18 protein-coding genes, 1 tRNA gene and 1 pseudogene are annotated in these 20,307 nt (G+C 62.9%); 7 read left to right on the forward strand and 13 right to left on the reverse strand.

Annotated features, from left to right (window positions below):
- Nucleotides 1-2 precede the first annotated feature (2 nt).
- The 3 genes from ABZS45_RS09370 to ABZS45_RS09380 form a co-directional block, all read right to left on the reverse strand.
- Nucleotides 3-959 (reverse strand): DUF1963 domain-containing protein, encoded by a 957-nt coding sequence (locus ABZS45_RS09370; RefSeq protein WP_412099593.1) that lies wholly within the window; start codon nucleotides 957-959, stop codon nucleotides 3-5.
- 241 nt (nucleotides 960-1,200) lie between these two features.
- Nucleotides 1,201-1,276 (reverse strand) — tRNA-Thr (locus ABZS45_RS09375).
- Nucleotides 1,277-1,378: 102 nt separating this feature from the next.
- Entirely contained in the window at nucleotides 1,379-2,626 is a 1,248-nt protein-coding gene (locus ABZS45_RS09380) for a DNA polymerase III subunit delta' (protein WP_412099595.1), read from the reverse strand.
- Between ABZS45_RS09380 and ABZS45_RS09385 the strand changes: the two genes are divergently transcribed.
- Nucleotides 2,625-4,157: an adenylate/guanylate cyclase domain-containing protein gene (locus ABZS45_RS09385; protein WP_412099596.1), complete on the forward strand. Its 1,533-nt coding sequence runs from the start codon at nucleotides 2,625-2,627 to the stop codon at nucleotides 4,155-4,157. The two genes, ABZS45_RS09380 and ABZS45_RS09385, sit on opposite strands and share 2 nt — an antisense overlap.
- 33 nt (nucleotides 4,158-4,190) lie before the next feature.
- Complete coding sequence (locus ABZS45_RS09390; protein WP_412099597.1) at nucleotides 4,191-5,564, forward strand: DUF418 domain-containing protein; 1,374 nt, start codon at nucleotides 4,191-4,193, stop codon at nucleotides 5,562-5,564.
- Between the two features lie 551 nt (nucleotides 5,565-6,115).
- On the opposite strand, the gene topA is transcribed toward ABZS45_RS09390, so the two are convergent.
- A complete protein-coding gene (gene topA / locus ABZS45_RS09395; RefSeq protein WP_412099598.1) occupies nucleotides 6,116-9,046 on the reverse strand; it encodes a type I DNA topoisomerase in 2,931 nt (976 codons plus the stop codon).
- A gap of 201 nt (nucleotides 9,047-9,247) precedes the next feature.
- On the opposite strand from topA, the gene ABZS45_RS09400 reads away from it, so the two are divergent.
- Entirely contained in the window at nucleotides 9,248-9,841 is a 594-nt protein-coding gene (locus ABZS45_RS09400) for a DedA family protein (protein ID WP_154761934.1), read from the forward strand.
- On the opposite strand, the gene ABZS45_RS09405 is transcribed toward ABZS45_RS09400, so the two are convergent.
- Nucleotides 9,838-10,041, reverse strand: coding sequence for a cold-shock protein (locus tag ABZS45_RS09405; RefSeq protein ID WP_070516379.1), 204 nt, complete (start codon nucleotides 10,039-10,041; stop codon nucleotides 9,838-9,840). The two genes, ABZS45_RS09400 and ABZS45_RS09405, sit on opposite strands and share 4 nt — an antisense overlap.
- A 91-nt stretch (nucleotides 10,042-10,132) precedes the next feature.
- Between ABZS45_RS09405 and ABZS45_RS09410 the strand changes: the two are divergent.
- Nucleotides 10,133-12,504, forward strand: a pseudogene (locus ABZS45_RS09410) (DEAD/DEAH box helicase).
- Here the strand turns inward: ABZS45_RS09410 and ABZS45_RS09415 are convergent.
- The 7 genes from ABZS45_RS09415 to ssd all read right to left on the reverse strand — a co-directional run bounded on the left by ABZS45_RS09415 (nucleotide 12,501) and on the right by ssd (nucleotide 16,875).
- Nucleotides 12,501-12,845, reverse strand: a complete 345-nt coding sequence (locus tag ABZS45_RS09415) for an Rv3654c family TadE-like protein (protein WP_412099599.1) — start codon at nucleotides 12,843-12,845, stop codon at nucleotides 12,501-12,503. The pseudogene ABZS45_RS09410 and the gene ABZS45_RS09415 sit on opposite strands and share 4 nt — an antisense overlap.
- Nucleotides 12,842-13,165, reverse strand: coding sequence for a hypothetical protein (locus ABZS45_RS09420; protein WP_412099600.1), 324 nt, complete (start codon nucleotides 13,163-13,165; stop codon nucleotides 12,842-12,844). Before ABZS45_RS09420 ends, ABZS45_RS09415 begins: the two co-directional genes overlap by 4 nt.
- Nucleotides 13,165-13,353, reverse strand: a complete 189-nt coding sequence (locus ABZS45_RS09425; protein WP_412099601.1) for a DUF4244 domain-containing protein — start codon at nucleotides 13,351-13,353, stop codon at nucleotides 13,165-13,167. The genes ABZS45_RS09420 and ABZS45_RS09425 overlap by 1 nt, the downstream gene beginning before the upstream one ends.
- Before the next feature lie 69 nt (nucleotides 13,354-13,422).
- On the reverse strand, nucleotides 13,423-13,980 hold the full coding sequence (locus ABZS45_RS09430; protein ID WP_412099603.1) for a type II secretion system F family protein: 558 nt from the start codon (nucleotides 13,978-13,980) through the stop codon (nucleotides 13,423-13,425).
- Nucleotides 13,980-14,729 carry a type II secretion system F family protein gene (locus ABZS45_RS09435; protein ID WP_412099604.1) on the reverse strand — a complete coding sequence of 250 codons (750 nt, stop codon included), beginning with the start codon at nucleotides 14,727-14,729 and terminating at the stop codon, nucleotides 13,980-13,982. The genes ABZS45_RS09430 and ABZS45_RS09435 overlap by 1 nt, the downstream gene beginning before the upstream one ends.
- Nucleotides 14,726-15,862, reverse strand: coding sequence for a TadA family conjugal transfer-associated ATPase (locus ABZS45_RS09440; protein WP_412099605.1), 1,137 nt, complete (start codon nucleotides 15,860-15,862; stop codon nucleotides 14,726-14,728). The genes ABZS45_RS09435 and ABZS45_RS09440 overlap by 4 nt, the downstream gene beginning before the upstream one ends.
- Entirely contained in the window at nucleotides 15,859-16,875 is a 1,017-nt protein-coding gene (gene ssd, locus ABZS45_RS09445; protein WP_412099606.1) for a septum site-determining protein Ssd, read from the reverse strand. Before ssd ends, ABZS45_RS09440 begins: the two co-directional genes overlap by 4 nt.
- Before the next feature lie 300 nt (nucleotides 16,876-17,175).
- On the opposite strand from ssd, the gene ABZS45_RS09450 reads away from it, so the two are divergent.
- Both ABZS45_RS09450 and ABZS45_RS09455 read left to right on the forward strand, forming a co-directional pair.
- On the forward strand, nucleotides 17,176-17,811 hold the full coding sequence (locus tag ABZS45_RS09450; RefSeq protein WP_412099607.1) for an Abi family protein: 636 nt from the start codon (nucleotides 17,176-17,178) through the stop codon (nucleotides 17,809-17,811).
- A gap of 311 nt (nucleotides 17,812-18,122) precedes the next feature.
- Complete coding sequence (locus ABZS45_RS09455) at nucleotides 18,123-18,938, forward strand: HAD family hydrolase (RefSeq protein WP_412101163.1); 816 nt, start codon at nucleotides 18,123-18,125, stop codon at nucleotides 18,936-18,938.
- On the opposite strand, the gene ABZS45_RS09460 is transcribed toward ABZS45_RS09455, so the two are convergent.
- Entirely contained in the window at nucleotides 18,935-19,624 is a 690-nt protein-coding gene (locus ABZS45_RS09460) for an oxidoreductase (RefSeq protein ID WP_101736682.1), read from the reverse strand. The two genes, ABZS45_RS09455 and ABZS45_RS09460, sit on opposite strands and share 4 nt — an antisense overlap.
- A gap of 104 nt (nucleotides 19,625-19,728) precedes the next feature.
- On the opposite strand from ABZS45_RS09460, the gene ABZS45_RS09465 reads away from it, so the two are divergent.
- Entirely contained in the window at nucleotides 19,729-20,223 is a 495-nt protein-coding gene (locus tag ABZS45_RS09465; protein WP_070531763.1) for a phage holin family protein, read from the forward strand.
- The last annotated feature ends 84 nt before the right edge of the window (nucleotides 20,224-20,307 follow it).

A 20,307-nucleotide genomic window follows, 5' to 3' on the forward strand; every position in this document is an offset into this window, starting at 1 on the left:
TCTTATCCGCAATCCCAGGCAAATTCGACCCGATCGAAATTGCGCGCAGCCAGGTCATCGGGATGGATATAAAAGTTTCCAACCCCGGCGTCGCCCCATTCGCAAGGGCCATCCTGGTCTATTGTCGCGAGCGTAATTCGAGGATCAGCCGGATCGAAGAGGACCGGGTTCCAAAAAATTGCGTATCCACCGAGCGAGGATCCGTTTGCATCCCCACCGCCAATGGGTTCCAGGTAATCATCGGCGTGAGGATCGACAGTAAAGCCCTGTTGTTCTGCGCGCGCGACAGCCGCGGCAAACGCGTCTTTCATCGATCCTTGACCATCGCGGCTGGGTTGCTCGAAAGTCGTCTCCCCTCCGATTACCCAACGTGAAACAAGTTTTCCTTCATACGTGTGAATATCCACGTAATCCCGGCCTCTCCTTAGCAAGGTATGGGGACCTTTCGGGTCGAAAATAGTACGGCCAAACTCGTGGGTGGTGAAATTGACTTTCTGGTCGAATCGAACTCCATCGATCATGAAGGGATCGAATGGCTCGGGAGCTGGATGATCGCATGAATCCAGGATCTCTTCCTCGGGCATCTCGCCCACATGCGGTGCAGAAAGGTCTTCGAAATACCTGGCGAACGGGGTGGGTTTTTGGCGCGAATCCTGCGAGTCCGGCACCATCCGAGAGTCACCCCAATAATCACTATCAGGCACGAATAATTGAAGAAGCCCAGTCGCGGGGAACCCCGGAAGCTGCTCGAGCTCAGAGAAATTGAACTGGGCAATGAAGAGCATGGGCCGGCCGTCGTAATACGGGTAGGGCGCGTGCTCCGGAAGGTAGGGGGTGCCACATACCTTCGAAGTGGTGGGTGAATCGGGGCGCGAGCTCTCCTTAAGCGCAAGAGCAGGACGAGTGGGGATGTTTTCGAAAGAGTACTTCAGGAAACGTTCGGTATTAAAGCCGGCCACTCTCCCAACTGTAATGGAAACCACTAACACCCGCATAGGTCAAATCCCCGGGGTAGTGGTGTAGCCGTTTGTAGACATTCATGAGGTGCGCCCTCAACGACTCGATTTTTCGTTAATTCTCTTTAGCCCACGGGATTAGAACTACCGGCGGCATGACCTGTTCTTTAGACAGGAAGCTGCGTGTCAACAAGAAATGACTAACCCCCGGCCACACAGAGTGGGTGATAACCGGGGGTCTAGGTGGAGCCGCCTGCGAGAATCGAACTCGCGACCTTCTCATTACGAGTGAGATGCTCTACCGACTGAGCTAAGGCGGCACGGTGCCGTGTGTATATGCACCGCGTGAGAGTTTAGCCTAGGCCGGGGCTGAGAAAGAAATCGGGCTACCACCTGCAGTGCCCGCGCAGCACACGTGCAGGTTAGCGCGCACCGCAGGCCAGGCGCAGGCGGCCCACCATGCCGTCGAAAGCCACCTGCGGGGTGACGTTCTGCGGCAGCTGCTCGCGGCAGGTGCGGATAGCAGACTGGGCGGCCAACAGGCCATCCTCGCTCACGCGCTGTGCCAGTTCACCGGCTAGGCCCGCGAAGTCCGGGTGGGTCATCTCCACCTCCGCGCCGACTTTAAGCATGAGGGCATCGCGGTAGATGCCGGCGAGGTCTACAAGGGCGATATCGAGGCCGTCGGCGATGCGTCGCTTAGCGCGCTTCTTGTGGAGATCCTCCAGGTCCTTGAGGGCGCTGCGGGCGTCGCGCTGCGCCTTCGTCGCGCCCTTGCCCTTGGCACCGACGCCGAAGGATTGCTCAATCTTGGAGCGCTCCGCCTCCTCCGCCGCCGCGTGGGAATCCTTGGCTTCCTTCTCAATGAACTTGAGCAGCGCGGTGACGGATTGAAAGGCCTGGGAGCCATGGAAGATATCCTCGGCCAGGTTGATGGCCATGGCGCGGCGCTTCTGCGCGGCGGGCTCGTTGACCAGGTGCCGCGCGCGCCCCACGTGGCGCAGGGTGGTCATGGCGGCCAGGCGGGCGTCATCTTCACTAGCCCCCTCGGCGACGAGCTGCTTGACCACGCCCTCCACGCTCGGCGCCGGGATATAAAGGTGGCGGCAGCGCGAGCGCAGCGTGACCGAGAAGTCCTCCGGGTCCTCCGAGGGCGCCACCATGATGATGACGGTGCGCTCCGGGGGTTCCTCTACGGTCTTCAACAATGCGTTGGCGGCCTCATTGCGCAGGCGGTCAGCTTTGTTGAAGATCACCACGCGCCACGGCGCCACGCTCGGCAGGCTGGCCGCGCGCCCGATGACGTCACGGGCCTCGCCGACGGTGATGAATTGTTCCTGCGGGTCCACGTAGACCAGGTCGGTGTGCTCTTGCTTGTCGAGCACACTCTGGCATGACAGGCAGCGCCCACATCCGGGGTTGCCGTCCTCGTCAGCAGAAGTGCACATGAGCGCCGCGGCAAAACACTGCGCGGCCAGCGAACGGCCGGCACCTGGCGGCCCGGTAAAGAGCCAGGAATGGCTCATTGCCCGCGGGTCACCTTCACCGCGTGCCGCGCGGGCAGCACTGAGGATGGTGTGGGCGACGGAGGGGGCGTCGGCAAGCCTTTCTGCAACGCTTGATGTATTCACTCGCCCTAGCCTACTGGGATAACTAAAGTGATTAACCATGAATAGACTGATGCGTGGCGCCCGCTGGTTATGGGGTACTCAATGGCCGATGTACGCCGCGCTCGTCCTTGGCTCCAACATCATTGGTGCCATTGCGATCATGACGTTCGTGGTCTTCTTTCTCCCCATGCCGGAGATCTCCGACTTCATCGCCCACACGCCCCACCTGTGGACCTATGGCACGTTGTTCGTGACCTTCGCCGTCATCATCGGTATCGCGGTGACGCTGCGATTGTTCCGGCCAGTATTGGACTGGCAGCGCAGTCCCGATGACCATGATCCCAATATGGTGCGCAACTTGGTCCTGCGCATCCCGCTCTACCAATCTGGCGTGGCCGCGGGTGTCTGGCTGCTGGGCATCATCTTGGCGGTGGTGCTGGCAGGCCAGCATTCAGCGCGGCTGGCCATCGTCGTCGGTGTGTCTGCCACGCTGGCCGGCGGCCTCATCGTGTTGTTGACCTACCTACAAGCGGAGCGTCTCGTACGCCCCGTGGCGGCGGAAGCCGTGGCCCGACGCTTTGAGGATTCCACCCTGGAGCCGCCAATTAGGTACCGGCTGCTTTCCACGTGGCTCATGACCTCCGGCATCCCGCTCATCGGCATCGTCTTGGTGCACCTCGGCCAGAAGATGGGTGTGTTCACGGCCGATACCGCCGATATCATTCCCGCCATCATCGCTCTGAGCATCACAGCTCTAGGCACGGGGCTTATCGGCACCATGTTCGCCATGATGAGTGTGGTGGACCCCATCCTGGAGCTGCAAGACGCCATCAACCGCGTGCGCCGCGGCGAGAACGACGTCCAGGTGGATATCTACGACGGCTCCGAGCTCGGGGTTTTGCAGGCCGGCTTCAACGAGATGATGCGCGGCCTGCGTGAGCGCCAGCGCGTGCGCGATATCTTCGGCCGCTATGTCGGCACTGAGGTGGCACAGCGCGCCTTGGAGGAGCGCCCGGAGCTAGGCGGCGAGGACCGCAAGGTGGCAGTGCTATTTATCGACGTCATCGGCTCCACCACCTTCGCTGTCAACCACACCCCGGAGGAGGTCGTGGAGGAGCTCAACAAGTTCTTCGAACACGTCGTTGAGGTGGTGCACCGCAATAAGGGCATCATCAACAAGTTCCAGGGTGATGCTGCTCTAGCCGTGTTCGGTGCCCCATTGACGGTCTACGATGCAAATTCCATGGCCCTGCAGGCCGCCCGCGACCTGCGCCAGGAACTGCGCGGGCTGCGACTGCAGGCAGGCATCGGCGTGGCCGCGGGCCACGTGGTGGCCGGCCACATTGGTGGTGCGGACCGTTTTGAGTACACCGTTATTGGTGATGCCGTCAATGAGGCCGCACGCCTTACCGAGCTGGCCAAGGACACGCCCGGCCAAGTGCTCACCAACTCCGCCACTCTGCGCGGCGCTAACGAGGCCGAGCAAGCGCGCTGGACGCTCATGAAATCTATCGAGCTGCGCGGGCGTCGCCGCATGACGCAACTGGCGCGCCCTATCCGCCCGACGCTGGCGGAGCGCGCCCTCGGATAAATAAGTCTTTGTGATTCTGGTAGTTTCGGGCCCATGCCCCAACAGCCACATCGGCCCCATCCGCCACGCCAGACCTCTAGTCCTCGCCTCCTCGTCCCCGACGTCGCCCGCGGCATGGCCCTGCTGGGCATTGCCCTAGCGAACATTTGCACTGCGTGGATTATGAACGACGGCGATGGCCCCGATGCTTATTTCGGCGGCGTCGACTCCCTCGCAGACAAAATTTATGTGGTCTTTGCCGCCATGTTCGTCCACGTGCGCGGCCTGCCGATGTTCTCCACGCTCTTAGGTTTCGGCGTGGGACTTATCGCAATGAGCTTATGGCGGCGCAGCTTCCCGCTTCTCCGCGCACAGGCCGTGCTGGCAAAACGCTATGGCTTTCTCGCCCTGTTCGGCGTCTTGCACTGCCTCTTTCTCTTTTCCGGCGACATCATGATCCTCTATGGCGCGATGGGCATGCTCATCGCGCTGCTGCTTTCTTTCACCGACAAGCTCCTCATGCGCATTGCCTACGGACTCTGTGCACTGCTGGTTGCGACGGGCATTGGGATGGGTATTGGGACCGCGTTCATCGATACTTCAGATTTCGATTTCAACGGCTTTAGCCCCGCGGAGTCCTATTGGGAGCTGCTGGGTGAGCAGGCCATCATGGTCGGCGCCCAACTGATGTCCATCCCCCTAACGGGTGCTATGGTCCTGCCGGTTATGTTCGTGGGCTTCGTGTGGGCGCGCCGCGGCACCCTGGCCGGGGGTCATCGGCGCGAGCTGTGGGCGTGGACCCTGGTGACCTTAGCGATCATCCTTTTCCTCGGGCTGCCCTGGGGCTTGTCGACGATTGGGGTGCTGGACCCAGCACTGGCGGAACCCCTTAACGCAGCAAATAGCTGCATCGGCATGCTCACCGGGCCGGGCATCGTGGCGGCGGCGACACTTGCCCTGGAACCCTTGCAGCGCCGTGGTGCGCGCCCGTGGTTCCTGTGGCCACTCATCGCGCTCGGTAAGCGCTCCATGACCGGCTACGTGCTGCAGTCCGTGTTCTTCCTGGCGCTGGTCTACCCCTTCACCCTCAACATTGGCCCCGAGTTCAGCGCCGCGGGCCAGGCAGCGTTGGCCGCCGGCGTGTGGCTGGCAACGCTTCTCATAGCCTGCGCGCTCGAGGCCGCAGGCAAGCCCGGCCCCTTCGAGTGGGTGCACCGCCGCTTGTCCTATGGCAAGACGATGCGCCCGGAATTAGGTGCTGCGCCTAACCGCGGCCCTTCCGCGCCAGCCCATCCACCAGCAGCACCAGGCCTACCGTCTGGGCCGCCGACTGCGCCGCATCCAGGACTCGGCCACGCAGGCCTGCATCCTGGCGCTGCTCAGCCGGGTTCAGGACCGTCAGCGCCTCAGAGGCCAGAAGCAGGTTAGCGCCGTGGCTCAGGCCCTGCGTAGATTCGGCAGCACGCAGGGCTGGGTCACCGGCTAGCGCGGAGAGCGCGGCCGCCGGGATTCCGGCCACAGCCGTGGCGAGGCGCTCACTTCGGGTGCGGGCTAGCGCAAGGCCCGCGGCCCACGCGCCAGCGCGCAGGCCCCAACCCAGTGCATCGTTGCGCGCACCGCGCAGCGCCCACGCGAAGGCAGCGTATTGCACGCTGACACACGTCACGCCGAACGTCGTTGGTGCGCCGCGCTTGGCGGCCTGGCCAAGCGAAGCGGCGACGAGCCCCACACGGGTCTCCAGTGCGCAGTCTGGGCGCAGGGCCAACAGCACGGGTACAGCGGCGGTAGTGACCGTGCCGAGCGCGCGCCAGTTAAACAGGCGTGACCAGACGGCAGTCTCCCCCGCGGCGAGCGCGCCGAGGGTGAAATGATCGCGGCCAGCAAAGGCCGGGCCCACCGCGCGCAGGAGAGCCTCGGTGCCTTCCTGGGTACGGTCCAGCATGTCGCGCGCGAAATTCTCCAGCGTGAGCATGGCCTATCTATTTCCTGCGCGATCCGGCCTTGACCACGTTCTTCGTGCCCGGTGAAGGCTTCTTCGTGGCCTTTTTGCTCGACTTCTTCGTAGCCTTCTTCGTCGATTTCTTGGTTGACTTCTTAGTGCTCTTCTTCGTCGACTTCTTCGCCCCACCGTTCGCGGCGTCCTTGGCGCGGCGCTCGGAGAGGAGCTCGTTCGCGCGGGCGTCGGTAAGCTGCTCCGGATCGTCACCACGGCGCAGCGAGGCATTCGTCGTGCCGTCGGTAACGTACGGGCCAAAGCGGCCATCCTTGACCGTCATCGGCTTGCCGGAGACGTCGTTGTCACCCAGCTGCTTAATCGGCGGCTGTGCGGCCGCACGTCCACGGCGCTTCGGCTCCGCGTAGATGCGGCGCGCCTCGTCCAAAGTGATGGAGAAGATCTGCTCCTCCTTGGCCAAGGAACGGGAATCCTTGCCCTTCTTCAGGTAGGGGCCATAGCGGCCGTTCTGCGCGGTGATGACCTCGCCATCCGAGGGGTCCACGCCCACCTCACGCGGCAGGCTCAGCAACTTGAGTGCTTCCTCCAAGGTGACGCTGGACGGCTCCATCGAAGCAAAGAGCGAGGCCGTGCCCGGCTTCAGCTTCTCCTCGACGTACTCAGCAATACGCTTTTCCTTCTGCTTCGCCGCAGTCTTGGTCTCCCAGTTCTTCGCGCGCTTGCCCGCGGCCGCGCGCTGGGCGTCCTCGGCGGCGCGCTCTTCCTTGACGATCTCCTCGGCTTCGGCCTCGGCCTTCTCGCGCTCGTCGTCACGCACCTGCTCGGTCACGTAGGGGCCGAAACGACCCTCCTTGGCCACGATGGTGCGTCCGTTCTCCGGGTTCTGGCCCAGCTCGCGCCCGCCCTGCGGGGTGGCAAAAAGCTTCTCCGCCAAGGCCTCGTTGAGCTCATCCGGGGTGACCGTCTCCGAGAGGTTGGCGCGTTGGTACTCCACCGTACCGTCCTCGTTGGTGCCCACGGCGCGTTCGATATACGGACCGTAGCGGCCCACGCGCACGAAGACATCGCGGCCCTCCGCGTCCGTGTAGAGGCGCAGGGAGTTGACCTGGCGGGCATCGATGGCCTCCAGGTTGATGTCCACCAAGGACTTCAGGCCGCCGTGGCGCGCGATGGACGCGGCCTTGCGCTCGCCGGCCTCCGTGTTTCCGAAGTAGAAGTTATTCAGCCAATCCGTGCCGTTCTCCGAACCGGCGGCAATCGCATCGAGTTCGTCCTCCATGGAGGAGGTGAAGTCATAATCCACCAGCTCAGTGAAGTTATTCTCCAACAGGCCAACGACCGCGAAGGCAACCCACGAGGGCACCAGCGCGTTGCCGCGGGAGAGCACGTAGCCGCGGTCCTGGATGGTCTTGATGATGGAGGCGTACGTCGACGGGCGCCCAATGCCCAAATCTTCCATCTTCTTGACCAAGCTGGCCTCGGTATAGCGCGCCGGCGGGTTGGTGGAGTGGCCGTCGGCAGTAACCGCAGCGGTCTTCAGCGTGTCGCCCTCATTGAGGTGCGGCAGGCGGGACTCTCCCTTCGAGTCCTTCGCCGCGACGTCCTCGTAGGCCTTGAGGAAGCCCGGGAAGGTAATCGTGCGGCCGGTTGCGGAGAAGTCAGCGTCGTGGCCGCCGGCGTTGACAGCTGCGGTCACCTTCATCGAGGTTCCCTTGGCATCGGCCATCTGGGAGGCCACGGTGCGTTTCCAGATTAGCTCGTAGAGCTTGTATTCCTCGGCGTCGAGCTGCCCGGCTAGCTGGCCCGGGGTGGCAAAACGCTCGCCGGCGGGGCGGATGGCCTCGTGGGCTTCCTGGGAGTTCTTCACCTTGCGGTCATAGGTACGCGGTCCGTCGGCCACGAACTCCGCGCCGAAGATGGAGGAGGCAGCCTCACGCGCAGCATCCAGGCCCTGCTTGGACAGGGAGGTCGAGTCGGTACGCATATAGGTGATGTGACCGTTCTCGTAGAGGCGCTGCGCAATGCGCATCGTGCGCTCCGAGGTGTAGTGCAGGCGCCGGCCGGCCTCCTGCTGCAGCGTCGACGTCATAAACGGCGCGGAAGGCTTGCGCGAATAAGGCTTGTGCTCGACACTAGCCACGGTCATGGTGGAGCCCTCCAGCGCGCTGGCCAGCTGCTCCGCCTGGGCCTGCTTGACGACGACCACCTCGTCGCTCTTCAGCTGACCCCTATCGTTGAAGTCGCGGCCCGCGGCCACGCGCTTGCCATCGAGGGCACTCAGGCGCGCATCGAAATCCGGCGTGGATTTCAGCGTTGCCGTGAGATCCCAGTACTCGGCGGGGATGAATGCCATGCGCTCGCGCTCGCGCTCGACGATGACGCGGGTAGCTACCGACTGCACGCGGCCAGCCGATAGGCGCGGCATGACCTTCTTCCACAGCACCGGGGAGACCTCGTAGCCGTAGAGGCGGTCCAGGATGCGGCGGGTTTCCTGGGCGTCGATGAGGTTTTCATCGAGTTCACGGGTGTTTTCCGCGGCCTCCAGGATGGCGGACTTGGTGATCTCGTTGAAGACCATTCGGCGCACCGGCACCTTGGGCTTGAGTACTTCCAGCAGGTGCCAGGCAATGGCCTCGCCCTCGCGGTCGGGGTCTGTTGCGAGGTAGAGCTGGTCGCACTGCTTCAGCTTGGCCTTGAGGTCAGCGACCTTCTTCTTCTTGTCCTGGCTGATGACGTACAGCGGGGTGAAGTTATCCTCCGGGTTAACACCGAGGCGCGCCCAGGATTCCTTCTTATATTTGGCGGGGACGTCGGCGGCGCCGCGGGGAAGGTCCCGGATGTGGCCGACGGAGGCCTCAACAATGTACTTATCGCCGAGGTAAGGCTGAATCTTCTTCGCCTTGGTTGCTGACTCGACGATGACCAGGGTCTTCCCCGGGCCGGTAGCTTCTGCCACTTCGACTTCATCCCTTCCGATGGCTAGTCCTCTGCTGGGCAATTGCCCCTAGAGTACACAGATAGAGGCTTACTCTAGTTATTCAGGCCAGTTCACGTCCACACAACCGGGGGTCTATACTGGCCGTCCGAGGATTCGCCTCACAGCACACAACTGGGAGACAGCGTGATTGCGTCTATTACTGCATGGTTCGAGGTCATCATGGCCACACAGTGGATTTATCCGCTGGTGGGTTCACTGATTTTCCTCGACTGCTTCTTCCCCGTTTTGCCTTCGGAGGTTCCCCTCAACATGGTGGGCGCCTGGTCTGGCTCCCAAGGTTTTCCCCATCTTCCCACCATGTTTTTCGTCGCCATGGTTGCCGCAATTTTGGGGGATAACTTGTGCTTCCTCCTGGGAACGCGGCTCATCGCCCTTATTAATAGAGCCCAAAAGGGAACGAAGGCTTATGACGCCTTAACGTGGGTCAAGCGTAATATTCGGCGCAGCGGCGGCGCGGCCATCATCATCGCGCGCTTCATCCCCTCGGCCCGCCTGTTTATGACGATTCTGCTGGGCTCCATGCGCTACCCCTGGCCGTTGTTTTTCTTCTTCGACACCTTCGGTGTTCTGTTGTGGGTGGCGCAGGCGCTAGCCATTGGCTACCTCGGCGGCGTGGCCTTCTCCGGCTCACCCGCGATAGCCATGCTCATTTCCATCATCGCCGCCGTCATCATCGGCTTCGGCCTGCAAAAGGGGCAGAATAAGCTGCTGGAATGGTGGGATACCCGGCGCGGCTACGCCGAATCCCCCTAAACCACCTCGACGTTGGTGGCCTGCTGACCTTTAGTGTCTTCCCCAATCTCAAAGGAGACGCGCTGGTTATCTTCGAGGGTACGGAAGCCGGTTCCTTGGATTTCGGTGTAGTGCACGAAGATGTCGCCGGAGCCGTCCTCCTGCTCAATGAAGCCGTAGCCTTTTTCGGCGTTGAAGAACTTGACGGTACCGTATGCCATGATGAGTTGTCCTTTGCGGAAATAAAGTAGTGCAAACTAGTGCACTAGTGTGCCACGTTTGGGCACCTACAGCAGATTAGTGGAGGCAAGCGTGAGTGAGAACCCTCTGGGTGAGGAGCTCGTCGAGCACCTTGTTGAGCGTTTCCCCGAGTCCGAGCTAACGCACTCCACCACCCTGCCCGCCCAGCCAGCAAGCTACGCCGAGTGGCCCGAGTGGGTCCTACCGAAGTTGCGGGAAGCGTTGGAGGAGCAGGGCGTCGCCAAGCTCTATGCCCACCAGGTCGCCGTGGCACAGGCGGCGTGGGAGGGGCGTGATGTGGTGGTCTCCACCGGCACGAGTTCCGGAAAGTCCCTGGGTTACCGTTTGCCCATTCTGTCCCGTCTGGCGCAGGACCCGACCGCGTGCGCGCTCTACATCACGCCGACGAAGGCGCTGGGTTCGGACCAGCTGCGCACGGTGCTCGAGCTCACGCAGGGCATCGCTGCGCTTCACGACGTCCACCCCGCCCCCTACGACGGTGATACCCCCACCGAAGCCCGTGCCGGTATCCGAGATCAGGCGCGGTTTATCTTCTCCAACCCGGACATGATTCATTCTTCTCTGCTGGGCGCGCACCAGCGGTGGACGCGCGTGCTGCGGCACTTGAAGTTCATCGTCATCGATGAGGCGCATGCCTACCGCGGCGTCTTTGGCGCCAACGTGGCGCTCGTGGTGCGGCGTTTGCTGCGGCTGTGCGAACACTATGGCTCGCGCCCTGTCATCATTGCGGCGTCGGCGACCATGCGGGATCCCGCCCGGCATGCCGCGCGGCTAACGGGACGCGAGGTGCTCGCGGTGGCCGAGGACGGCGCACCGACGGGTGCACGGACGGTCGCGCTGTGGGAGCCGGGCTTCATGGAGGGCATCGAAGGCCAGAACGGTGCCCCGGTGCGCCGCGCCGCTACGACGGAAGCGGCCTGGATGATGGCCGCGCTGGTAGCACAAGGTGCGCGGACATTGACCTTTGTGCGCTCACGACGCGCGGCGGAAACCACGGCGCTGCGGACAGCGGAGGAGCTCTCCGGAAGGCTGGGGCGGCCGGATTTCGCGCGCCGAATTGCGGCCTACCGCGCGGGGTATTTGGCCGAGGACCGCCGCGCGCTGGAACAGGCGCTGGATGATGGTTCCCTGCTCGGCGTGGCCACTACCTCGGCTTTGGAGCTGGGAATCGACGTCGGCGGGCTGGATGCCGTGGTCACCGCCGGATTCCCGGGTACCGTCGCTAGCTTTTGGCAGCAGGCCGGGCGCGCGGGCCGCCGCGGGCAGGGTTCGCTGGTGGTCCTGGTGGCCCGCGATGAACCGATGGACACCTACCTGGTTCACCACCCGGAAGCACTTTTAGGCCGGCCGGTGGAGGCCAGCGTGTTCAACCCCTCCAACCCCTATATCCTGGCCGGGCACGTCTACTGCGCGGCGGTAGAAAACCGCTCAGCGACGCCGACGTGGCCGCCTTCCACGCCGAGGCCGTAGTCCACGACCTAGCCCAGCGGGGCTTGCTGCGCCGGCGCCCGCAGGGTTGGTTCGCCGCTCCCCTGCCTGCTGGCTCCAGCGAGCTCACACCGGAGACCGCACACACGGCCGTCTCGCTGCGCGGCGGCTCGGGCGAGGAAGTCATGATTGTGGATGCTTCCGACGGCCGGCTCCTGGGCACCATCGATTCCGCACGCGCGGTGAGCCAGGTACATCCCGGTGCGGTGTACCTGCATCGCGGTGAAAGTTTCGTGATCGAGGAGCTTCACCTAGGCAGCGCCGATGGCTCAGCACCCGCTGAACCAGGAGTGGCCCTCGCCGTGCCGAAGACGCCGGACTACACCACGCAGCCAAAATCCACGACGGATATCCGAATCCTGCGCGAAGCCGATGACTTGGTGAACTACGCCCCGGGCCTGTGGGTGGCCAGCCTGGAGGTCGAGGTGACCGACAAGGTCACCGGCTACCAGGTTCGGCTTCCCGATGGCTCTGTGGGCGAGGACATCCCCCTCGATTTGCCGGAGCAGCGCCTGGTGACCCGGGCGGTGGCCTACACCATCGATCCGCTGGCACTCGCAGCGATGGGAGTCACCGCCGGGCGCACCCCGGGCACCCTCCATGCGGCCGAACACGCCGCCATTGGGCTGCTGCCGCTCATAGCCACCTGCGACCGCTGGGATATTGGCGGCGTGTCCACTGCCCAGCACGCCGATACGGGCTTGCCCACGGTCTTCGTCTACGACGGCCACCCCGGCGGCGCCGGCTTCGCCGAGGAAGGATTCCGCCGTTTCCCCGAGTGGATCAAAGCCACCTTCGAGGCGGTGCGCTCCTGCCCCTGCGAGTCCGGTTGCCCGTCATGCGTGCAATCCCCCAAGTGCGGCAACGGCAATAACCCTCTGGACAAGGCAGGCGCTATAGCTCTCCTCGGCGCACTGGTGACCATGACCTCTTAGACCGGACCAGCTCGCGCGATGGCGCTGCGCCCGCGGAGCTGGGTAGTAACCTCCACGTCGCGCCCATCGACGTCACAGGAGTCGAGCTCCGCACCGTTGAGTGCGGCAATCTCTGTGGCCTTCGTGCAGGCGTCCCTGCCTTTGGCCACCTCCCACGCCCCCGATATAGCAGCGAGGTTTGCCGCCACCTGCGCTTCGTGCCGCGCCACCACCGCTGATCCGACCGCCGCGACTGCCAAGAGCAGCGATGTCACTGCGGCGATGATCCCGGCGGTGACGACGGTGGCATAGCCCTCCTCCCCCGCCAGGATCTGCGCCCAGCTGCGCTGACGACACCTCATGGCTGCGCCCCTGCGGCCCCACCGGCTGCCATCTCCGCGGGAAACACCGCCTGCGCACGCATGGTTCCCAGGGGTGCGGGCACGGCAGCCTCAGCGGTCATAAGGCCGGAGCCTTCGCTCACGGTGACCGTCACTCCTTCGCGCTGAAAGTCCACGCCGATGGCAGCGGAGCGAGCCGCAGCTCCCGCGGCGTCAACGGCAGCGAGGTGGGCCGACAGCGTGGCGATGGCACCCACGATTCCCGCGGCGACGATGACGAGCGCGGACAGCGACAGAGCCGCCTCGATGGTGACGGAGCCGGCGTCATCCAGCGCGCGCATTAGCCTGGAGAGTTGGACAGGGCGTCGGTGATGATGGACGTAATGGCGCTGGTAACTTCGCCGCCATTGACCACGGCATAGAGCACCGTGGCAAGCGCTGCAGCCGCGAGCGAACCCATGGCATATTCAATCGTGGACATACCATCATCATTTCCTAATAGTGACTGGTAGTTTACCTTTTTCTGCATGATGTACCTAGCTTTCTTTTCCTGTGTTTGTGTCGGTTGTGCGTTCTGAAAATGGTTGATTGTTCTGACTTAGAAAAGTTGCTGGCCCAAGCTGATGAGGACAGGTATCAACCCAAGGACCAGGAAAGCGGGAAGGAAGCACACTGCCAGCGGTGCTGCGATGAACACACCAGCGCGCTCCGCCCGCGCGGTAGCTTGTGCCGAAGCTTCGGCACGCAGCTGCGCCACCAACCGGTGGCACCCAGTTGCCATGGCTGCGCCCGATTCGCCAGACAGCTGCGTAAGCCGCACCAGCTCTTCCAAATGCGGCTGACCGGCCAGCGCCGACCACGCGGTACCCATGGGAACCCCCACCCCGATAAGCGCCGCTGCCTCTGACCACTGCGGCGAGGCTTCAGCGACAGCTAGCACGGCACTGCGCGTGGAGAGACCGGCCTCCAGGCACGCGGCGAAGAGCTCCAAGTCGCTGGCGGCATCGAGCGGACTATAGTCCGCCGCTGGACCATCGCGCGGCGTCTTCGGGCGCGGCGTGCGCGAGCCCGACTGCGCGATCCGCCCGGACGGTGCGGAAACGGTAACAGCGAGTGCCGCAGCCATGAATGCAGCGGAGATATAGGTCAAGACCATCACTGCGCCGCCTTCCGCAGTATGAGGCGCGACCAGGCGAATCCGGTGCAGACGAGGGCCACGCCGACGTCGAGAAGCACGCCCCCAAGGCCACCGCCGAGCAAGAACCCCAAGGAATCCGCACCCATCGCCCCACCCATAAGGATGCCTGCCAATGGCAGGCACGCCAGGATAACCGCGGTGGCCTGTGGCCCTTGTAAGGAGGCGGCGGTCTCACCGGCATGGCGGCGCGCGGTATCCAGCTGGCTTTGCGCCTGCTCAATGAGACTCGCCAACGCCACGCCATGGCGTCCCGAGAGCGTGAGCAGCGCTGCATAGCGCGCAACCTCCGGTGCCGTGAGGGCGACCGCGGGTGAGCCCCCTTGTGCTGCGAGACCCGCTGCCGTGCTCAACGCGGTGCGGAGATTCTCCGGGGTGGAGTCAGGAAGGGCATCTGCACCCCGACGCAGTGCGCCCGCCGTTGTCGATCCTGCTCTTAGCTCAGCGGCGACCGAACCGAAGTAGGAGGCGAGCGCCTCCGCGCTATGACGCTCGCGTCGGGCTGCTGCCAGATCATTGGCAAACCACAGCGCACAGACGACGATGCAGCCCACCGCCACCACGACAGTGGGCCTGCCGAAGAAGACACAGCACCCGACCCCGAGGAAAACAGTCCCGGGCGCCAGCGAGCGAGGCTTCGGCGATTCCAGCCGCGTCACCGAAGCAGGCTGCGAGAGCAAACACGCTGCCGCGAGGAATAGCCACATCATGGTTCCACCCCCAGCCGCGAACACAGCTGCGCAAACCCGGGAAGCGGGCCGTCTTCGGCCGTCCACACCAGCTGAGGTGTAACCGGGTTTCCCTCCAACACGCCGAGGTGCGCGAGACGCCGCCCCTGCGGCGTGCGTTCCATCCCGAGGACCACGTGCACGGCGGCCGCCAGCTGCGAGTGCAGCGCAACGCGGTCGAGCCCGCCCAGCGCGGCGAGGGCCTCCATGCGAGCGGGTACTTCATCAACAGAGTTGGCGTGCACGGTGCCGGCCCCACCATCGTGCCCAGTGTTGAGCGCGGCAAGCAGTTCCACCACCTCCGCACCGCGGATTTCACCGACCACGATGCGGTCTGGGCGCATGCGCAGCGCTTGGCGGAGCAGGAGCGACATGGAGATCTCGCCGCGTCCTTCTGCGTTGGCCCGGCGCGATACCAAAGTCACCACGTGCGGGTGATTCGGGGAAAGCTCCGAGGTGTCCTCGATGATGAGCAAGCGCTCGGTTACGGGCACGCACCCCAGCAAGGCAGCGAGCAGCGTCGTCTTGCCTGAGCCCGTTCCTCCCGTAACCAGGAAGGATGCCCGACGCTCAACTACGGCCCGCAAAACATGTTCCAGGCTGGAATCAATGCTGCCATTGGCTATTAACTCCTCCAGGCTGGTTTGTGCCTGACGCAGCACGCGGAGGCTAATGCAGGTTCCACTTGCCGAAGGAGGCGCAAGCAGCGCATGAAGTCGGATTCTCGTGCCATCGGGGCGGGTCAGGCGCCCATCGGCAAAAGGTTGCGCATCATCCAGCCGCACACCCGCCACCGCCGCCAGCCGGGTAGCAAGCTGGCGGACCTCAGCATCATCGGCAAAGCCGATATCACGCGGCTGCAGGCCCTGCCCGCAATCAACAAAGCAGGCATCGGGGCCGTTGACAACGATATCGGTTAGCCCCGGCAGCGACAGGACCGGTTCCAATAATCCCAAGCCCACGGAATCGTGGCGCAAGCGCTGCAGAAGGTCGAGCACATCAACGTCACTGATGACGCCGGCTTCTTGACGAATGCGCCGCGCCAAAGCCGGTGCATCGTGGGCCAGCTGCGGCTCGGAGGCCACGATGGTGCGCATCGTATCGATCAGGTTCATGCCACGGCCTTCCAAATCTGGCGCGCAGCACGCGCAAGTGCCCGGGGCAATTGGCGCGGCATCCCACTAGTTTCCACCGTGCGGGTCAAACCACGGATGGTCGGCAATTCAGCAATGGGGTCTGTGTGGGTCACCTTGGCGATGTCGCCGACATCCAGGCCAGCCCACTGGCGATTGCGCACGACGACGGAGCACTCCTGCGCCCGGGCACGAAGCTCTGCCACCAGCTGCGCGCAGGCGGCGGCCGCCCGTACCTCAGCAGCGGTAAGCAGCACCACGTGATCCGCAGCATCAGGGATATCCCACGGTGGGCAGTCCACCACGACGGTCCCTGGATATAAACACGCTGCTTGCATAATCGCCGCGCGCCGGGTCGCGGTCATCTGGGCCACCTCCGCGTTGGCGGACCTCGCCGCGGAAAGAACCGCGATGCCATCCGGGGTGGTGGGCAAGGCGCGCACAAGGTCTGCTGCATCAACCGAACCGGTCCCTGCGGCGAGATCCGGCCACCGCGCCCCCGGTTTGTTCTCAATGCCGGTCAGCAAGTCGAGGCCACCGGAATAAGGGCTCGCGTCAACAAGGAGATCTGCGCCTGCCTCGCGGGCCAACGCCACCGCCACCGTCGAGACACCTAAACCCCCAGCAGTACCAGTCACCGCCAAGGTTAAACCGGTGGACACGGTGGTCTCCGGAGTGGCGTCCGCAGCTAATGCGCCCAGGAGCTCTTTTGATTGGGCAGGAACGATGAATGCGGCAGTCGCGCGGCAACAGAGTGCGGCCTCATAATCAATCGGCCCCGGATCCAGCGCCAGGAAATACACACGCGGATGCCCCGCCACGAGACGGGCCGTCAGCGAATCAGCTAAGACAGCATCCGCCTTCGGCAGGTGGCGGGAAAAGTCCCGCGGATCCTCGACGGTGCTCACTTCCGCAGTACTGGCAGCAGCCGCGGAAGCTGCTTCTGCTCGCAGTGCGGCATCCCCGACTGCGATAACTAGGTGAAACGTGCTCATGCCCGAAGCATGCGCGAGCACACCTACCACGCGCTAGGGCTTCCTAGCCGCCTGTGGATAACTCCGCAGTTTTCATCTATATACGCCGGTTTTGATGACGTTTAAACAAATTTAACGGGGTTTAAAGCCTACAATTCACAGGGAACCCGCCACCTCGTGTCCTAAGAAAAACTCACAAGCCATACAACGGGCTTAGGCTTAGGGAAAGCCAAAAACATCAATAACCCCGGCGATTTACTCCTACTTTTGTAGTGCAGGGATCGTTCCGAGGCTTTCAACAGAAAAACTAGCATATCCATAATGAATAATCCAGAATCCGCCCTACTACCACTATCTCAGCGGTTTTCATCTGCGCGTATGAGCCGTTACGCTGCCCATCCAACTCCAGAAGCGCTATACCTTTGGAATACTCACCTTACAAAGACCTATCTCGCCGACATTGAGCATCTCGAAGTGCTCCTCCGCAATTGCATCCACACCGCCCTAACGCGCAGATACGACGAACGGTGGTTTGACAACCATCGAATAAATTTCAGCAGTGAAGCAGCCAAGAGCATCCACAAAGCAATGAAGAGAGCCGGACGGAGGAAAGCACCACCAGGAAAAATCATCGCTGAACTCAGTTTTGATTTCTGGCGCTTCCTCTTAAGTAGCCACTATCAGGCGAGCATCTGGCCGCAGATAGAAAAGGCATTGAAGGTAAAACCCGACGACAGACAGCAATTCGAAGAACTTGTAGTCATTATTTACAAAATGAGAAACAGGTGCTCTCACCACGAATCAATCGTCCAACAACACAATATCCCTGGTGAAATCGCACATCTTGACTCTGTTGATAACGCCATCCACATGGTAGCGAAATTCATTGATCCCGAAGCCGCGACGTGGATCAAGGATAATTCCAGAGTGCCAGCTCTACGAGTGCAACGACCTTAGTCACATATCTGAATGCCACGGCAACACTGGGACTGGGGGCATGTTGGCTTAAAAGAAAAAGGTGATGGCCCGCGCCTCGGGGGGGTGTGCGCGGGCCATCGGTAACCCGGCATCGGGGGGTGCGCCGGGGCAGGCCGCACTGTATATCGGGGCCTTGCACATGACATTATGGCACGCGAACCAAGAGATGACAACAGCGAAATCCAACATTCCTTGAGTTTTCTGACAATATGTTTGCGCACTCCCGATTCTTCCTGCTAAGAGGCTACGATGAGCAGGGTAACTCGCACAATGACGGCAGGCCTTCCTCGATGACCGGTACCCCTTTCCCCACTGACGGCGCCACCCGCGCGGCCGCGTTCTTCGACTTGGACAAAACGATCATTGCCACATCCTCGACATATGCCTTCGGCCGCGAATTCATGCACAACGGTCTCATCACCCATGCGGAAGCACTACAGCTGTCTTTAGCCAAGGCCAGTTATATGCTCGCCGGCCACAGCAGCGAGCACATGGACACCACCCGTGATCAGCTCGCCGCCATGGCCGCCGGTTGGTCCGTTCAGGAGGTCCACGACATCGCGGTGGAGACCATGCACACAGTGGTCACCCCTGCCATTTATGCGGAGGCACGCGCGCTTATCGACGCCCACCGCGCCGCCGGCCACGAAGTGGTGATCATCTCGGCGTCGGCAAGCGTGCTGGTCGAGCCCATCGCGCAAGAGCTGGGCATCGAGCACGTCGTGGCCACCGAGCTCGCCGAGAAGGATGGCCAGTTCACCGGGGAAATCCTGTTTTATTGCAAGGGCGCGGCCAAGGCCGAAGCCTTGGCACGCATTGCCCAGGAGCTCAACGTCGACCCCGACGCGTCCTTTGCCTACTCCGATTCCGCCACAGACATCCCGATGCTGGAACAAGTAGGCCACCCCGTTGCCGTGAACCCGGACCGCCTGTTGAAGAAGCACGCCATCGCCCACAACTGGGAAATTCGCACGTTTAAACACCCCGTTCCGCTCTTCACCGCACCCAACGCACGCGAATTCGGTATCGGCTCGGCGGTCGTGGCCGGCATCGCAGCCTTAGTGGTCGGCGGGATTTTATTTGCACGGCAGCAGCTGCGCGATTAGGCCGCTTGCGCGATGCCGTCGGCTTCGCGGGCGCCGGCCTCCCAGGCGTCGAAAAGCAGCGTGATAAGTGCGGCCGGATCCTTGTCGTAGGTGTCCAGTGCCGCGCGGTAGTCCGCGCGATGACGGTTGAGGTAGGTCTCAGGCACGGCGAATCCCCGCGGATCGAAGCCCGTATGGATAGCGGCAGTGCGAGCGGCGACGAGCGCCACGGCGGTGCTGCGCGCACCGAACAGCGAGCGCGCAGCAATCTCCGCGTGCAGCACCACCGGCAATAAACGGTCGAAATCCACGCCGGCTCCGCGCGTGATGAGCTGTGCCAGCACCTGCGCCACCGCTGGGTTCTGATCGGGATGACCCACGCCGCCCGCCGCAACATCAATGCTGGCCAAGACCTGCAGCGGGGCCCGCGCGAAGGTGCGCACCGTAGCCGCCTGTTTTTCGGGAGCAAGGAGGGAATAAGCGCTGACTGCGGGCGGGATACCGTCAGCCTCAAGCGGCGCGCCGTCGATCGCCGCGGCCGCCCGCGCACCGCGCAACAGCGACTCGGAAGAAATAACGTCAAACTTGCGCAAGCCCGCGGGGCGGCGGTGCACGCGCGCAATCGCTGCGGCGGCAGAACCGGCTTTATCCTCCACCCCAGATAGGGCCATCAGCGGGGTCAGCGGGTCAGAATGCGGCATACCCATTACAATAACGCCGTACCCACTTTGCGGGCCGCACCACATGAACTCTGGAAAGTTCATTACTATGGCCGATATAGATTGCGACAAAACAGTAGGAGTTTTTAACCGTGAGCAACGACGGACTATTCACTGACGGGTCCAACAAGTTCGCCCCGAAGGTAGACGGCATTCCCTTGAGCGATGCAGATACCTCCCGCCGCGGCGAAGCATCCATCGGCCAGCTCGTATCCAACGCCACCGAACAGATGTCCCAACTGGTTCGCTCCGAGGTCGAGTTGGCTAAGACCGAGCTCGCCGCTTCCGCAAAGAAGGGTGGCATCGGCGCGGGCATGTTCGGCGTTGCCGGTACCGTGGCGCTGTATAGCTCCTTCTTCTTTTTCTTCTTCCTGGCGGAGCTGCTGTCCAAGTGGCTCGACCGCTGGGCAGCCTTCCTGATTGTCTTCCTGCTCATGGTGGTCATCGCCGCCGTCGTGGCCTTTATCGGTTTCAAGCAGGTCAAGCAGGTCAAGGCCCCGGAGAAGACCATCGAGTCCACGAAGGAACTCAAGAAGCTGGTTCCGGGTAAGGCTGAAAAGTCCATCGAGCGTGGCCTCTACACCTAAACCTTTAAGGTCCTTTTAACTCTCCCGCTCCGAGCACATGCGTTCGGGGCGGATTTCGTCTGTGCACCCTTCCCATGAAAGGCC

Source organism: Corynebacterium aurimucosum (genome assembly GCF_046895345.1).
In the GTDB taxonomy this organism is placed as follows: Bacteria; Actinomycetota; Actinomycetes; order Mycobacteriales; family Mycobacteriaceae; genus Corynebacterium; species Corynebacterium aurimucosum_G.

Bases quoted from the DNA above. Each gene is read 5' to 3' on its own strand.
- ABZS45_RS09385 (WP_412099596.1), top strand. From the start codon at position 2,625: ATGAATAGACTGATGCGTGGCGCCCGCTGGTTATGGGGTACTCAATGG.
- ABZS45_RS09380 (WP_412099595.1), bottom strand. From the start codon at position 2,626: ATGGTTAATCACTTTAGTTATCCCAGTAGGCTAGGGCGAGTGAATACA.
- ABZS45_RS09390 (WP_412099597.1), top strand. From the start codon at position 4,191: ATGCCCCAACAGCCACATCGGCCCCATCCGCCACGCCAGACCTCTAGT.
- ABZS45_RS09400 (WP_154761934.1), top strand. From the start codon at position 9,248: ATGGCCACACAGTGGATTTATCCGCTGGTGGGTTCACTGATTTTCCTC.
- ABZS45_RS09405 (WP_070516379.1), bottom strand. From the start codon at position 10,041: ATGGCATACGGTACCGTCAAGTTCTTCAACGCCGAAAAAGGCTACGGC.
- ABZS45_RS09415 (WP_412099599.1), bottom strand. From the start codon at position 12,845: ATGAGGTGTCGTCAGCGCAGCTGGGCGCAGATCCTGGCGGGGGAGGAG.
- ABZS45_RS09420 (WP_412099600.1), bottom strand. From the start codon at position 13,165: ATGCGCGCGCTGGATGACGCCGGCTCCGTCACCATCGAGGCGGCTCTG.
- ABZS45_RS09425 (WP_412099601.1), bottom strand. From the start codon at position 13,353: ATGCAGAAAAAGGTAAACTACCAGTCACTATTAGGAAATGATGATGGT.
- ABZS45_RS09430 (WP_412099603.1), bottom strand. From the start codon at position 13,980: ATGGTCTTGACCTATATCTCCGCTGCATTCATGGCTGCGGCACTCGCT.
- ABZS45_RS09435 (WP_412099604.1), bottom strand. From the start codon at position 14,729: ATGATGTGGCTATTCCTCGCGGCAGCGTGTTTGCTCTCGCAGCCTGCT.
- ABZS45_RS09440 (WP_412099605.1), bottom strand. From the start codon at position 15,862: ATGAACCTGATCGATACGATGCGCACCATCGTGGCCTCCGAGCCGCAG.
- ssd (WP_412099606.1), bottom strand. From the start codon at position 16,875: ATGAGCACGTTTCACCTAGTTATCGCAGTCGGGGATGCCGCACTGCGA.
- ABZS45_RS09450 (WP_412099607.1), top strand. From the start codon at position 17,176: ATGAATAATCCAGAATCCGCCCTACTACCACTATCTCAGCGGTTTTCA.
- ABZS45_RS09455 (WP_412101163.1), top strand. From the start codon at position 18,123: ATGACCGGTACCCCTTTCCCCACTGACGGCGCCACCCGCGCGGCCGCG.
- ABZS45_RS09460 (WP_101736682.1), bottom strand. From the start codon at position 19,624: ATGGGTATGCCGCATTCTGACCCGCTGACCCCGCTGATGGCCCTATCT.